Here is a 14,291-nt window from a genome sequence, read left to right on the forward strand (position 1 = left end):
AAACGCCCGGTTACATTCCGAACCCGGAAGCTAAGCCTTTCAGCGCCGATGGTACTGCAGGGGGGACCCTGTGGGAGAGTAGGACGCCGCCGAACTCCCGCCCTTTTAGCTCAGTCGGTAGAGCGTCTCCATGGTAAGGAGAAGGTCAACGGTTCGATTCCGTTAAAGGGCTCCAGCGAAAACAAAGAAGGCCCCCGCCATCAGGCGGGGGCCTTCTTTGTTTTGTGTCCTGGTGAGTGGGCCGGAATCGGGGGCTCTGCTCTATCGGAGTAGAGCAGAGCCCCCGATTCTCAGAGGGCCTTCAGGGGCTCCGGGATGCGCATGGCCAGGATGGCCATGTCGTCGGAGGCCGGCTCCTGGGCGAAGCGCTCGACCGCGCGGAGGATACGGGCGGCCACCGCGCCGGCCGTCAGGCCCGTACAGGTCTTGAGGACCTCCGTCAGGCCGTCGTCGCCGAGCATCCTCGTGCCCTCGCGGCGTTCGGTGACGCCGTCCGTGACGCAGAGGAGGACGTCGCCCGGTTCGAGGGTGATGGTCTGCTCGTACAGCTCAAGGTCGTCGATGACGCCGAGCAGAGGCTGCGGGTCGGCGGCCGGGACGACCGTGCCGTCCTGGCGGAGGCGCAGGGGCAGCGGGTGGCCGGCGCAGACGACCTTGAGGATGGCGGAGCCGTCCGGCTGGGGCCACAGCTCGCCGTAGAGGAGCGTAAGGAAGCGGCTGCGGGCGCCCTCGTCGAGGATGGCCGCGTTGAGGCGCTCCAGGACGGCGGGGCCGCCGAAGCCCTCGCGGGCCAGCAGACGCAGGGCGTGGCGGGCCAGGCCCGTGACGGCGGCGGCCTCCGGGCCCGTACCGCAGACGTCGCCGATGGCGAAGCCGTAGGCGTTGTCGCGGATCGGGAAGAGGTCGTAGAAGTCTCCGCCGACCTCGTTGCCCTCGCCGGCCGCGCGGTAGATGACCTCGACCTCGACGTTGTCGATCTGGGGGAGGCCGGGCGGCAGCAGGCTGCGCTGGAGGGACTGGCTGATCGCCATGCGCTCCGAGTAGAGGCGGGCGTTGTCCAGGGCCAGGGCGGCTCGGCGGGAGAGGTCCTCGGCGAGCTCCAGGATCTCCTGGCGGAAGTGGTCCTCGGAGGGCTTGCCCAGGGTGAGCATGCCGATGACCCGATTGCGGGCCACCAGGGGCAGCACCACCGTCTCGCCGCCGACCGCTGCGGCCGTGGCGAGCGTGGTGTCGATGCCGGAGGACAGCGGGCCGCTGCCGTGGCCGAGTTCGCGCATGGACGTGCTGAGCGCGGCCCGGTGGGCAGCTTCGCCCGGGGCGGTCCAGACGCGGGCGCCGGGGGTGGGTACCGGGTCCGGCGGGGCGATGGAGGACAGCAGGGCCTTGAGTCCGTCGATGCGGTCCTCGTCCTCGTGCAGGACGTACGAGAGGTACGGGTCCGAGGCCTGGTCGGCGATCGTGTAGACCGCGCACCAGGTGGCGAGGGTCGGGACGGTCATCTGGGCCATGAGGGCCAGGGTCTGGTCGCGGTCGAGGGTGCCGGCCAGCAGGTCGGAGGCCTCGACGAGGAAGCTGAGGGAGCCCCGGCGGAGGCGTTCGAGCTCGCCGAGGCGGGCCGACTCGACGGCGAGCGCGATGCGGTCGGCGGCGAACTGGAGGCGCAGGGCCTCCTCGTTGGAGTAGCGGTTGGGGCCCTCGGCGGCGACGCCGAGGGAGCCGGTGAGGCGGCCCTCGACCTTCAGCGGCACGGTGACGACGGAGCGCATGCCGGTGCCTTCGAGGAGCGGTACGGCGCCGGGGACGGCCGCGAGGTCCTCGTGGACGGCCGGCATCCGGGCGGAGCCGTAGCGGCTGGCGCCGGTCTCCACGGGGACGCGGGCGAAGCGCTGGCGGGCGGAGGGGAGGCCGGTCGTGGCCCGGACCTCCAGCTCGGTCTCGTCGTCGGTGGCGAGCAGGAGGAAGGCTGAGTCGCCGTCCAGCATGTCGCGGGCGCGCTCCACCGTGCGCTGCAGGAGGCCGTCGAGGTCGTCGGGGGCCGGGGAGCCGATGAAGACCTCGAAGGGGTCCGTGGCGCGGCTCTCGGCGCCCGGGTCGGAGACCGCGGGGCGCTGCGGGGTCTGGAGGACTGCGCGCTCGGACTCCCGTACGAGGAGGCAGACGGTCGAGGGGTCTCCCACGGCGTCGCGTACCCGTAGGTGGGAGGCGTAGACCGGGATGACGCGGCCGTCGGCGCAGCGGATGCCGTAGCTGCCCTCCCAGCGGGAGAGGCGCAGGGCCTCTGCGAGGCCGGTGCCGATGCCGGGGGTGTGCGGCCAGGCGGCGAGGTCGCCGAGGGGCTTTCCGATGACCTGTTCGGCGGCGTAGCCGAAGAGCTCCTCCGCGTCCTCGTTCCAGGAGGAGATGGCGCCGCCGCGGTCGATCTGGGCGACGGCGACGCGGACGCGGCTGTCGGCGGTGGGGAGGAGGGCGTCGGGGAGGACCGGTCCCGCGGAGCGGGTGCCGATCGGGCGCTCGGGAAGATCGAGCTGGAACCAGACATGTTTGTGCGTGGACGTGTATTCGACGCCCCAGCGGGAGGCGAGGGCGGCGCACAGGAGGAGGCCCCGGCCGTTCTCGCGGTCGGGGTGGGCGAGCGTGCGGCCGCCCTGGACGGGGATCTCGCGTTCGGGGTAGCGGTCGGCCACCTCGACGCGGACGCCGTCGTCGGCGCGCAGGCACAGGACGTCGGCGGCGGTGCCGGCGTGGATCACGGCGTTGGTGACGAGTTCGCTGGTCAGGACGACGGCGTCGTCGACGACCTCGGCGTACCCCCAGCCCTGGAGGGTGTCCCTCACGAAGGCGCGGGCGGTCGCCACGGACCGCCCTACCGGGTCGAAGGTGGCAGCCGCCCGCGCGGTGATCACAGAACTCCTCGTACGCGTCTCGACGCCCGGCTCCGCCATGGTCGGTCTGCCCCTCCCGCTGCGCCCGGTGGTCGTTTCGCGCCACCCCGCCCCCGCCGGGCGGCCCGGGGCGGTTGGACAGCCGGATGCCAGGTTACTTACCTTCGCTGTCCGGGCGGATGCCGGTCGCAACTGTTTCCGCCCTACGGGGGCGGGGACGCTATGCGAAGCTGCCGAACTGTTATCGCCAGGTTCGGCAGCGGTGAAACACTGGGCAGGCTTGTGGTGACGGCCCGGGCAGTACGGTCAACCCCTTCGGGAGGGACACGGTGGAGTCTGGCACGGCGGCGCGGCGCGGTGGCGGCGGCACGGCGCGCGCGAAGGGCGGACGGCCCCGGAGCGGTGAGACGGTGCAGGTGGACGCGGCGGCCATGGAGCGGCTGCTGGCCGCCCTGGTGTCGATGCGGGACGGGAACTTCCGTAAACGGCTGACCGTGTCGGGCGACGGGATGATGGCGGAGATCTCCGCCGTCTTCAACGAGGTCGCCGACCGGCAGATGCATCTGACCGGTGAGCTGTCGCGGGTCCGGCGCATGGTGGGGCGCGAGGGCAAGCTGTCCGAGCGTCTGGAGGCCGGGCCCAGTGAGGGTGCGTGGCTGGCGGCGATCGAGGCCGCGAACGCGCTCGTCGACGACATGACGCGGCCGGTGTCCGAGGTCGGGCGGGTGCTGTCGGCGGTGGCCGAGGGTGATCTGGCCCAGCGGATGGACCTGCGGTCGGAGGGGCCGGAGGGGCGGCCGCTGCGCGGCGAGTTCCTGAAGGTCGCCCGGACCGTGAACAACCTGGTCGACCAGCTGTCCGCGTTCACGGACGAGGTGACGCGGGTCGCGCTCGAGGTCGGTACGGAGGGCATTCTGGGCGGTCAGGCCCAGGTGCGGGGCATGTCCGGTTCGTGGAAGGACCTCACGGACTCGGTCAACACCATGGCGCACCGGCTGACGGCGCAGGTGCGGGACATCGCGCTGGTCACGACGGCGGTGGCCAAGGGTGATCTGTCCCGGAAGGTCACGGTTCATGTGGCCGGGGAGATGCTCCAGCTGAAGAACACCGTCAACACGATGGTGGACCAGCTGTCGTCGTTCTCGTCCGAGGTGACCCGAGTCGCCCGTGAGGTGGGTACCGAGGGCGAGCTGGGCGGTCAGGCGGAGGTCGCCGGGGTCGGCGGTGTGTGGAAGGACCTCACCGACTCCGTCAACACGATGGCGGGCAACCTCACCAATCAGGTGAGGGGGATCGCGGAGGTCACCACGGCGGTCGCCAACGGCGATCTGTCCCAGAAGGTCACGGTCAGCGCGCGCGGCGAGGTCGCGCAGCTCGCGGACACGATCAACCAGATGACCGAGACGCTGCGGACGTTCGCCGACGAGGTGACCCGGGTGGCGAGCGAGGTCGGTGCCGGGGGCGTCCTCGGTGGTCAGGCGCAGGTGCCCGGCGCGGCCGGCACGTGGAAGGACCTGACCGACTCGGTCAACACGGTCTTCCGGAACATCACCACGCAGGTGCGGGACATCGCGCAGGTCACGACGGCGGTGGCCAATGGTGACCTGTCGCAGAAGGTCACGGTCAATGTGGCCGGCGAGATGCTGGAGCTGAAGAACACCGTCAACACGATGGTGGACCAGCTCTCCGCGTTCGGTTCCGAGGTGACCCGGGTCGCGCGGGAGGTCGGTGTCGAGGGTCTGCTCGGTGGGCAGGCGCACGTACCGGGCGCGGCGGGGACCTGGAAGGACCTGACGGACTCGGTGAACACGGCGTTCCGCAACCTGACGGGTCAGGTGCGGGACATCGCGCAGGTCACGACGGCGGTGGCCAATGGTGACCTGTCGCAGAAGGTCACGGTCGACGTGGCCGGCGAGATGCTGGAGCTGAAGAACACCGTCAACACGATGGTGTCGCAGCTGTCGAACTTCGCCGACCAGGTGACGCGGATGGCGCGTGACGTGGGTACGGAGGGGCGCCTCGGCGGTCAGGCGCGGGTGGACGGTGTCTCCGGTACGTGGAAGGAGCTCACCGACTCCGTCAACTTCATGGCCGGCAACCTGACGTCCCAGGTGCGGCAGATCGCGCAGGTCACGACGGCGGTGGCGCGGGGTGACCTGTCGCAGAAGATCGACGTGGACGCGCGCGGCGAGATCCTGGAGCTGAAGAACACCATCAACACGATGGTCGACCAGCTCTCCGCGTTCGCGGAGCAGGTGACCCGGGTGGCCCGTGACGTGGGTACGGAGGGGCGCCTCGGCGGCCAGGCGCAGGTGCCGGGCGTCGCCGGCGTGTGGCGTGACCTGACGGACTCGGTGAACGGTATGGCCGGGAACCTCACCGCCCAGGTCCGCAACATCGCGGGCGTCGCCACGGCGGTGGCGCGCGGTGACCTGTCGCAGAAGATCGACGTGGACGCGCGTGGCGAGATCCTGGAGCTGAAGAACACCCTCAACACCATGGTCGACCAGCTCTCCAGCTTCGCGGAGCAGGTGACGCGGGTGGCCCGTGAGGTGGGTACGGAGGGCATCCTGGGCGGTCAGGCCGAGGTGCAGGGGGTCTCCGGCACCTGGAAGGACCTCACCCAGTCGGTGAACTTCATGGCCAACAACCTGACGTCGCAGGTGCGGAACATCGCCGAGGTCACGACCGCGGTCGCCAAGGGCGACCTGTCGAAGAAGATCACCGTCGACGCCAAGGGCGAGATCCTGGAGCTGGTGACGACCGTCAACACGATGGTCGACCAGCTGTCCAACTTCGCGGACGAGGTGACGCGAGTCGCCCGTGAGGTGGGCACGGAGGGCATCCTCGGCGGTCAGGCGCGGGTGCGCGGAGTCACCGGCATCTGGAAGGACCTGAGCGACAACGTCAACCTGATGGCCAACAACCTGACGAGTCAGGTGCGGAACATCTCCCGGGTCTCCTCGGCGGTCGCCAACGGCGACCTGACGAAGAAGGTGACGGTCGAGGCGCGGGGCGAGGTCGCCGAGCTGGCGGACACCGTCAACACGATGGTGACGACCCTGTCGTCGTTCGCGGACGAGGTGACGCGAGTCGCCCGCGAGGTGGGTACGGAAGGCGAGCTGGGCGGTCAGGCGCGGGTTCCGGGTGTCTCGGGCACCTGGAAGGACCTGACCGAGTCGGTGAACTCGATGGCGTCGAACCTGACGGGTCAGGTGCGTCAGATCGCCGCCGTCACGACCGCCATCGCCAAGGGCGACCTGACCAAGAAGATCGACATCGACGCGCGCGGTGAGATCCAGGAGCTGAAGAACACCATCAACACGATGGTCGACCAGTTGTCCTCCTTCGCGGAGGAGGTCACGCGCGTGGCCCGTGAGGTGGGTACGGAGGGCATCCTCGGCGGTCAGGCGCGCGTACGGGACGTCGACGGCACCTGGAGCGACCTCACCGAGTCCGTGAACGAGATGGCCGGGAACCTGACCCGGCAGGTGCGCGCGATCGCGGCCGTCGCCACGGCGGTGACCCGGGGCGATCTGAACCTGAAGATCGACGGCGTGGACGCGGCCGGCGAGATCCAGGCGCTCCAGGACAACATCAACACCATGATCGCCAACCTGCGCGACACGACCCTCGCCAACGAGGAGCAGGACTGGCTCAAGGGCAACCTGGCCCGGATCTCCGGTCTGATGCAGGGCCGGCGCGATCTGGACGACGTGGCCTCGCTGATCATGAGCGAGCTGACGCCGGTCGTCTCGGCCCAGCACGGCGCGTTCTTCGTGGCGATGCCGACCGGCTCCGCGGCCGGCGGCGCCGAACTCGGCCGGCAGGGGGAGAGCGCGTACGAGCTGCGGATGCGCGGCAGTTACGGCTACTCGGCCGGATCCATGCCCACCTCGTTCCGGCCCGGTGAGACGCTCATCGGGACGGCGGCCGAGGAGAAGCGGACGATCCAGGTCAACGTTCCGCCGGGCTATCTGAAGATCTCCTCGGGGCTCGGCGAGGCCGCCCCGGCGCATGTGATCGTCCTTCCCGTCCTGTTCGAGGGGAAGGTGCTGGGTGTGATCGAGCTGGCGTCCTTCCAGCCGTTCACGCAGATCCAGCGGGACTTCCTCAACCAGCTGGCCGAGCTGATCGCCACCACGGTCAACACCATCAGCGTCAACACCAAGACCGAGGTGCTCCTGAAGCAGTCCCAGGAGCTGACCGAGCAGCTGCGGGAGCGTTCGGCGGAGCTGGAGCACCGGCAGAAGGAGCTCCAGGGCTCCAACGCGGAGCTGGAGGAGAAGGCCGAGCTGCTGGCCCGGCAGAACCGGGACATCGAGGTGAAGAACACCGAGATCGAGGAGGCCCGGCAGGTCCTGGAGGAGCGCGCCGAACAGCTCGCCGTCTCCATGCGGTACAAGTCCGAGTTCCTGGCCAACATGTCGCACGAGCTGCGGACCCCGCTCAACTCGCTGCTGATCCTGGCCAAGCTGCTCGCCGACAACGCGGACCACAACCTCTCGCCGAAGCAGGTCGAGTTCGCGGAGACAATCCACGGCGCCGGTTCCGACCTGTTGCAGCTGATCAACGACATCCTCGACCTGTCGAAGGTCGAGGCGGGGAAGATGGACGTCTCCCCGACCCGTATCGCGCTGGTGCAGCTCGTCGACTACGTCGAGGCGACCTTCCGGCCGCTCACCGCGGAGAAGGGGCTGGACTTCTCGGTCCGGGTCTCGCCCGAGCTGCCCGCCACGCTCCACACCGACGAGCAGCGCCTGCTCCAGGTGCTGCGCAACCTGCTGTCGAACGCGGTGAAGTTCACCGACTCGGGCGCCGTGGAGCTGGTCATCCGGCCGGCCGGGACGGACGTGCCGCAGTCGATCCGCGAGCAGCTCCTGGAGTCCGGTTCGCTGCGCGACCCGGAGGCCGATCTGATCGCCTTCTCGGTGACGGACACCGGTATCGGGATCGCCGCGGGCAAGATGCGGGTGATCTTCGAGGCGTTCAAGCAGGCGGACGGCACGACCAGCCGCAAGTACGGCGGTACGGGCCTGGGCCTGTCGATCAGCCGGGAGATCGCGCGGCTGCTCGGTGGCGAGATCTACGCGGCGAGCGAGCCGGGCCGCGGCTCCACGTTCACGCTCTACCTGCCGCTGAGCCCCGGCGAGCTGCCCTCGCCCGGCTACGGGCCGGGGGAGCAGGGGACGGTCGACCCGCGCACGGGTCTGGAGGACGGCTCGGTGGACGAGATCCTGCCGCCGTTCCCGCCCGCGCCGATGGCGGCCGATCTGCGCTCCGGCGCGGGGGCGCTGTTCCGGCACCGGCGCAAGGCGGTGCAGCAGTCCGGGGTCGACGAGCGGCAGCCCGCGCTGCCGGGCCAGCCGGCCCGGGGCGGTCAGGCCGAGCAGGCGGCGCCCGACGAGGAGCGGGTGGAGGCGGAGCCGCGCCGTACGTTCGTGTTCGGCGGCGAGAAGGTGCTGATCGTGGACGACGACATCCGTAACGTCTTCGCGCTCACCAGCGTCCTGGAGCAGCACGGGCTCGCGGTGCTGTACGCGGAGAACGGCCGGGAGGGCATCGAAGTGCTGGAGCAGCACGACGATGTGACGGTCGTTCTGATGGACATCATGATGCCCGAGATGGACGGATACGCGACGACGACGGCGATTCGTCGGATGCCGCAGTTCGCCGGGCTGCCGATCATCGCGCTGACCGCGAAGGCGATGAAGGGCGACCGGGAGAAGGCGATCGAGTCGGGCGCCTCCGACTACGTCACCAAGCCGGTCGACCCCGATCACCTGCTGTCGGTGATGGAGGAGTGGATGCGCGGAAACGGAAGCGAGGGTTGTTGACGCACTGTCGCCGCGGGCGTGTGAGAGGGCGGGATACGGGGAACCTTCTGGTCTCTCACCACGTTTCTGCTACGTGCACAGTGACATCGTGGTGACAGGGTGTGGCGACAGGCGGGGTGCGGCTACCATGACCGGCACAAGGACGGACGGCGCATGGGAGTCGTCTTCTGGGGCGGCGCCCGGTGCTTCCCTCGGCTCGGCGAGTCGGGGAGAGCCGATGCCGGGGCGAGGAGGACGGGGCATGGTGCAGAAGGCCAAGATCCTCCTGGTCGATGACCGGCCGGAGAATCTGCTGGCGCTGGAGGCCATTCTCTCCGCGCTCGATCAGACGCTGGTGCGGGCATCGTCCGGGGAGGAAGCGCTCAAGGCGCTGCTGACCGATGACTTCGCGGTCATTCTGCTGGATGTCCAGATGCCGGGCATGGACGGGTTCGAGACGGCCGCGCACATCAAGCGGCGCGAGCGGACCCGGGACATCCCGATCATCTTCCTCACCGCGATCAACCACGGACCGCACCACACCTTCCGCGGGTACGCGGCGGGCGCGGTCGACTACATCTCCAAGCCGTTCGACCCGTGGGTGCTGCGCGCCAAGGTGTCGGTCTTCGTCGAGCTGTACATGAAGAACTGCCAGCTGCGCGAGCAGGCGGCGCTGCTCCGGCTCCAGCTGGAGGGCGGCGGCTCCGGCGGCCACGCCAAGGAGTCGGCGGGGCTGCTCGCCGAGCTGTCCGCCCGTCTCGCGGCGGTCGAGGAGCAGGCCGAGGCGCTGTCCAAGCAGCTCGACGACGACTCGGCGGATGCTGCCGCCGTCGCGACCGCGGCCCATCTGGAGCGCAAGCTCACGGGGTTGCGGCGGGCCCTGGACGCGCTGGAGCCCGGTGCGGGCGGACCGTCCGTGCTGCCCTCGCAGAGCTGACGCAGCGTCAAGGTGTGGGCGCCCGCGGTGAGCGGGCGTCAGTTTCACGCCCTCGTAAGGGCGACACGAACGGGTGAGCCCGGACGGGCACGTGTCCGACGCGGCTCACACCGGTAACCTCAGCATCATGGCCTCACGTACGTCCGGCAAGGGTTCCCAGGGCACGGCGGGCACCGCGAAGCCGCGCGCCGGCCGTACGAGCGGCGCCGCGAAGAAGGCGGCGCCCGCGAAGTCGCCCGCCAAGCCGCCCGCGAAGAAGACCGCGGCGAAGAAAGCCGTGCCCGCCAAGCGCGCGCCCGCCAAGAAGGCCGCCGCGAAGAAGCCCGCGCCCAAGCCCGCGCCGTCCCCGACCGGGGGCGTGTACCGGCTCGCGCGCGGGCTCTGGCTCGGGCTCGCGCACGGCGTGGGGGCGCTGTTCCGGGGGATAGGGCGCGGAGCGAAGGGGCTCGACCCCGCGCACCGCAAGGACGGCCTGGCGCTGCTGCTGCTCGGCGTCGCCCTGGTCGTCGCCGCCGGCACCTGGTCCAACCTGCGCGGCCCGGTCGGCGACCTCGTCGAGATGCTCGTCACCGGTGCGTTCGGCCGCCTCGACCTGCTCGTGCCGCTGCTGGTCGGCGCGATCGGCGTCCGGCTGATCCTGTACCCGGAGAAGCCCGAGGCCAACGGCCGGATCGTCATCGGTCTGTCCGCCCTCGTCATCGGAGTGCTCGGACAGGTCCACATCGCCTGCGGCTCGCCCGGCCGGGGCGAGGGCACCGAGGCGATGCAGGACGCCGGTGGGCTCATCGGCTGGGCCGCGTCCAAGCCGCTGATCTTCATGACCGGCGAGGTCCTCGCCGTACCGCTGCTGGTGCTGCTCACGATCTTCGGCCTGCTCGTCGTCACCGCGACGCCCGTCAACGCCATCCCGCAGCGGCTGCGCGCGCTCGGCGCCCGGCTCGGCCTGGTCGAGCCGGCGTACGACCCCGAGGCCGACGAGGAGGCCTACGGGGAGGACTGGCGCGAGGCGCGCGAGGCTCGGGAGGGCGACGCGCAACCGGGCGCGCGCGCCCGGCGTACGCCCTCCGGTTCCCCCCAGGTGTACGACGTCGACCAGGCCGAGGAGGAGGCGCTCACCCGGCGCAGGCGGCCGCGCAGGCCCTCCGTGCAGCCCGCCTTCGACCGGCCCATGGACGCCGTGGACGTGGCCGCCGCGGCGGCCGCCGCCCTCGACGGCGCCGTGCTCAACGGCATGCCGCCCTCGCCGCTGGTCGCCGACCTGACCCGGGACGTCACCGCCGAGCGGGCGGCGGCGGTCGCCGCGGCCGCCGCCGAGGCCGCCGGGACGGACGAGGCCGAGGCTCCGTCCGCCCGGCCGGTGCCGGGTGCCCGTGCCGAGAAGGCCGGACGCCTGCCCGGGGCCGTACCGGACCTCACCAAGCCCGCGCCGGAGCACACCGAGCTGCCGCCGCGCGCGGAGCAGCTCCAGCTGTCCGGGGACATCACGTACGCACTGCCCTCGCTCGACCTGCTGGAACGGGGCGGGCCCGGCAAGACGCGCAGCGCGGCGAACGACGCCGTGGTCGACTCGCTCTCCAACGTCTTCAGCGAGTTCAAGGTCGACGCGGCGGTCACCGGCTTCACGCGCGGGCCGACGGTCACGCGGTACGAGGTCGAGCTCGGCCCGGCCGTGAAGGTCGAGAAGATCACGGCCCTGACCAAGAACATCGCGTACGCCGTGGCCTCCCCGGACGTGCGGATCATCTCGCCGATCCCCGGGAAGTCCGCGGTCGGCATCGAGATCCCGAACTCCGACCGGGAGATGGTCAACCTCGGCGACGTGCTGCGGCTCGCCGCGGCGGCCGAGGACGACCACCCGATGCTGGTCGCGCTCGGCAAGAACGTCGAGGGCGGCTACGAGATGGCCAACCTGGCGAAGATGCCGCACGTCCTGGTCGCCGGTGCCACGGGCTCCGGAAAGTCCTCGTGCATCAACTGCCTGATCACGTCGATCATGATAAGAGCGACCCCCGAGGACGTCCGGATGGTGCTCGTCGACCCCAAGCGGGTCGAGCTCACCGCGTACGAGGGCATCCCGCACCTGATCACGCCGATCATCACCAACCCCAAGCGGGCCGCCGAGGCGCTGCAGTGGGTCGTGCGCGAGATGGACCTGCGCTACGACGACCTGGCCGCGTTCGGCTTCCGGCACATCGACGACTTCAACGAGGCCATTCGCAACGGCAAGGTCAAGCTGCCCGAGGGCAGTGAGCGCGAGCTGAAGCCGTACCCGTACCTGCTGGTGATCGTGGACGAGCTGGCCGACCTGATGATGGTCGCGCCCCGGGACGTCGAGGACGCCATCGTCCGGATCACCCAGTTGGCGCGCGCGGCCGGCATCCACCTGGTGCTCGCCACCCAGCGGCCCTCGGTGGACGTCGTGACCGGTCTGATCAAGGCGAACGTGCCCTCCCGGCTCGCCTTCGCGACCTCCTCGCTCGCCGACAGCCGGGTCATCCTCGACCAGCCCGGCGCCGAGAAGCTCATCGGCAAGGGTGACGGACTGTTCCTGCCGATGGGGGCGAACAAGCCCGTCCGTATGCAGGGCGCCTTCGTCACGGAGGCCGAGGTCGCGGCCGTGGTCCAGCACTGCAAGGACCAGATGGCCCCTGTCTTCCGGGACGACGTCACCGTCGGCACCAAGCAGAAGAAGGAGATCGACGAGGAGATCGGCGACGACCTGGACCTGCTCTGCCAGGCCGCCGAGCTGGTCGTCTCCACCCAGTTCGGCTCCACCTCGATGCTCCAGCGCAAACTGCGGGTCGGCTTCGCCAAGGCCGGCCGGCTGATGGACCTGATGGAGTCGCGCAGCATCGTCGGCCCGAGCGAGGGGTCCAAGGCGCGGGACGTGCTCGTCAAGCCGGACGAGCTGGACGGGGTGCTCGCCGTCATCCGGGGGGAGAGTACGGAGTAGCCGGGCGGCGGCCCTGGCCATAACGAGACCCGGCCGAGACTCACTCGTAAGGGAACTTGGGCAACCGTTTCCCTTGGTCGTACGTCAAGTTGGAGGGAGGGACAGAAGGATGTCCCAGCCTCATGGCGTACAAACAGCGTCCGCCCGGTTGCCCCACCCTTTCGTACCACCCATAGACTGAACGTCCAGCAGGTGGTTACACGCTCGAAAGGCGCTCTCGTGTCCATCGGCAACTCCCCCGAATCCCCCGAAGACGACCGGAACTCCCCGGCAGGCGACCGGGATTCGATCGGTCGTGCCCTCCAGCAGGGCCGGATCGCCGCCGGTCTCACCGTCGACGAGGTCAGTGCTTCCACGCGGGTCCGCATCCCGATCGTGCACGCGATCGAGGAGGACGACTTCTCCCGCTGCGGTGGCGACGTCTACGCCCGCGGGCACATCCGTACGCTCGCCCGCGCCGTCGGACTCGATCCCGCGCCACTGATCGAGCAGTACGACGCCGACCACGGCGGACGGCCCGCGCCCACCCCCGCGGCGCCGCTGTTCGAGGCGGAACGCATCCGCCCCGAGCCGCGCCGGCCCAACTGGACCGCGGCGATGGTGGCCGCGATCGTCGCCGTCGTCGGGTTCGTCGGCTTCACCATGTTCAACGGAACCGAGACGAAGGACGGCGCGGGCGCCGTCGCCGAGGGTCCGGCTCCGGAGAAGAAGACGACCAGTCCGACCGCCAAGCCGACCAAGACCGTCCCGCAGCCGGTGCCGAGCGCCATCGCCGCGGTGCCCAAGGACAAGGTCACCGTCAAGCTGACCGCCCTCGGCGACAAGAGCTGGATCTCGGCCAAGTCGAGCAACGGGAAGCTGCTCTTCGACGGGCTCCTCCTCGAGGGCGAGTCCAAGACCTTCCAGGACGACGAGCGGGTCGACCTGATCCTCGGCAACGCGGGCGCGATCGAGCTCTTCGTGAACGGCAAGAAGATCGAAGAGAAGTTCGAATCCGGTGCCGTCGAGCGGCTCTCCTACGCCAAGGGCGACCCCGAGGCCGGATGATCCCCCGGGCGACCGTCGCGCAGGTGAACCCTGCGCGGCGGGGGTACGGCCGGGACGAAGTAGTCTTGAGTCCATGCCCGAACGCCGTACCGTCGCCCTTGTCACTCTTGGCTGCGCCCGTAACGAGGTGGACTCGGAGGAGCTCGCAGGCCGCTTGGCAGCGGACGGCTGGGAGCTCGTCGAGAACGCCGGGGAAGCCGATGTCGCCGTCGTCAACACCTGTGGATTCGTCGAGGCCGCCAAGAAGGACTCCGTCGACGCCCTCCTCGAAGCCAATGATCTGAAGGATCACGGCAAGACCCAGGCCGTCGTCGCGGTCGGCTGCATGGCCGAGCGCTACGGCAAGGAGCTCGCCGACGCCCTGCCCGAGGCCGACGGTGTGCTCGGCTTCGACGACTACGCCGACATCTCCAACCGGCTCCAGACCATCCTCAGCGGCGGCAGCGTGGAGGCCCACACCCCGCGCGACCGCCGCAAGCTGCTGCCGCTGTCCCCCGTGGAGCGCCAGCAGGCCGCCGCCGCGATCTCCCTGCCGGGCCACGGCGCGCCCGCCGAGGCGCCCGCCCAGGCTTCCGCGGCGGCCGCCTACGGCGACGGTTCGGTCGTGGACTGCCTGTCGGTGGACGTCTCGGAGTGGGACCGGCCCGGCATCCTGT

At 70.4% G+C, this 14,291-nt stretch carries 5 protein-coding genes, 1 tRNA gene, 1 rRNA gene and 1 pseudogene; 7 read left to right on the top strand and 1 reads right to left on the bottom strand.

Features of this window, described 5'->3' with window-relative positions:
* Positions 1-95 (top strand): 5S ribosomal RNA (rrf, locus tag AB0E14_RS37185); the annotation flags it as partial.
* Between the two features lie 4 nt (positions 96-99).
* Positions 100-175, top strand: a tRNA-Thr gene (locus AB0E14_RS37190).
* 115 nt (positions 176-290) lie between these two features.
* On the opposite strand, the gene AB0E14_RS37195 is transcribed toward AB0E14_RS37190, so the two are convergent.
* Positions 291-2,942, bottom strand: a complete 2,652-nt coding sequence (locus AB0E14_RS37195) for a SpoIIE family protein phosphatase (protein ID WP_362429095.1) — start codon at positions 2,940-2,942, stop codon at positions 291-293.
* A 371-nt stretch (positions 2,943-3,313) separates the two neighbouring features.
* Here AB0E14_RS37195 and AB0E14_RS37200 point away from each other — a divergent pair, with 371 nt between their 5' ends.
* From AB0E14_RS37200 to AB0E14_RS37220, 5 genes and pseudogenes are all read left to right on the top strand, one after another.
* Positions 3,314-8,719, top strand: a complete 5,406-nt coding sequence (locus tag AB0E14_RS37200; RefSeq protein WP_362429108.1) for a HAMP domain-containing protein — start codon at positions 3,314-3,316, stop codon at positions 8,717-8,719.
* Positions 8,720-8,960: 241 nt separating this feature from the next.
* Positions 8,961-9,635 carry a response regulator gene (locus tag AB0E14_RS37205; RefSeq protein ID WP_362429098.1) on the top strand — a complete coding sequence of 225 codons (675 nt, stop codon included), beginning with the start codon at positions 8,961-8,963 and terminating at the stop codon, positions 9,633-9,635.
* Between the two features lie 127 nt (positions 9,636-9,762).
* Positions 9,763-12,588 (top strand): DNA translocase FtsK, encoded by a 2,826-nt coding sequence (locus AB0E14_RS37210; protein ID WP_362429101.1) that lies wholly within the window; start codon positions 9,763-9,765, stop codon positions 12,586-12,588.
* A gap of 219 nt (positions 12,589-12,807) precedes the next feature.
* A complete protein-coding gene (locus AB0E14_RS37215) occupies positions 12,808-13,635 on the top strand; it encodes a RodZ domain-containing protein (protein WP_362429105.1) in 828 nt (275 codons plus the stop codon).
* 73 nt (positions 13,636-13,708) lie between these two features.
* Positions 13,709-14,291: pseudogene (locus AB0E14_RS37220) on the top strand (hypothetical protein); the annotation flags it as partial.

Origin of the sequence: Streptomyces sp. NPDC047981 (genome assembly GCF_040653315.1) — a bacterium.
Classification (GTDB): Bacteria; Actinomycetota; Actinomycetes; order Streptomycetales; family Streptomycetaceae; genus Streptomyces.

What these genes read in the sequence shown, in the direction of transcription:
- AB0E14_RS37200 (WP_362429108.1), top strand. Translation starts at nt 3,314, where the DNA reads ATGGAGCGGCTGCTGGCCGCCCTGGTGTCGATGCGGGACGGGAACTTC.
- AB0E14_RS37210 (WP_362429101.1), top strand. Translation starts at nt 9,763, where the DNA reads ATGGCCTCACGTACGTCCGGCAAGGGTTCCCAGGGCACGGCGGGCACC.
- AB0E14_RS37205 (WP_362429098.1), top strand. Translation starts at nt 8,961, where the DNA reads ATGGTGCAGAAGGCCAAGATCCTCCTGGTCGATGACCGGCCGGAGAAT.
- AB0E14_RS37195 (WP_362429095.1), bottom strand. Translation starts at nt 2,942, where the DNA reads ATGGCGGAGCCGGGCGTCGAGACGCGTACGAGGAGTTCTGTGATCACC.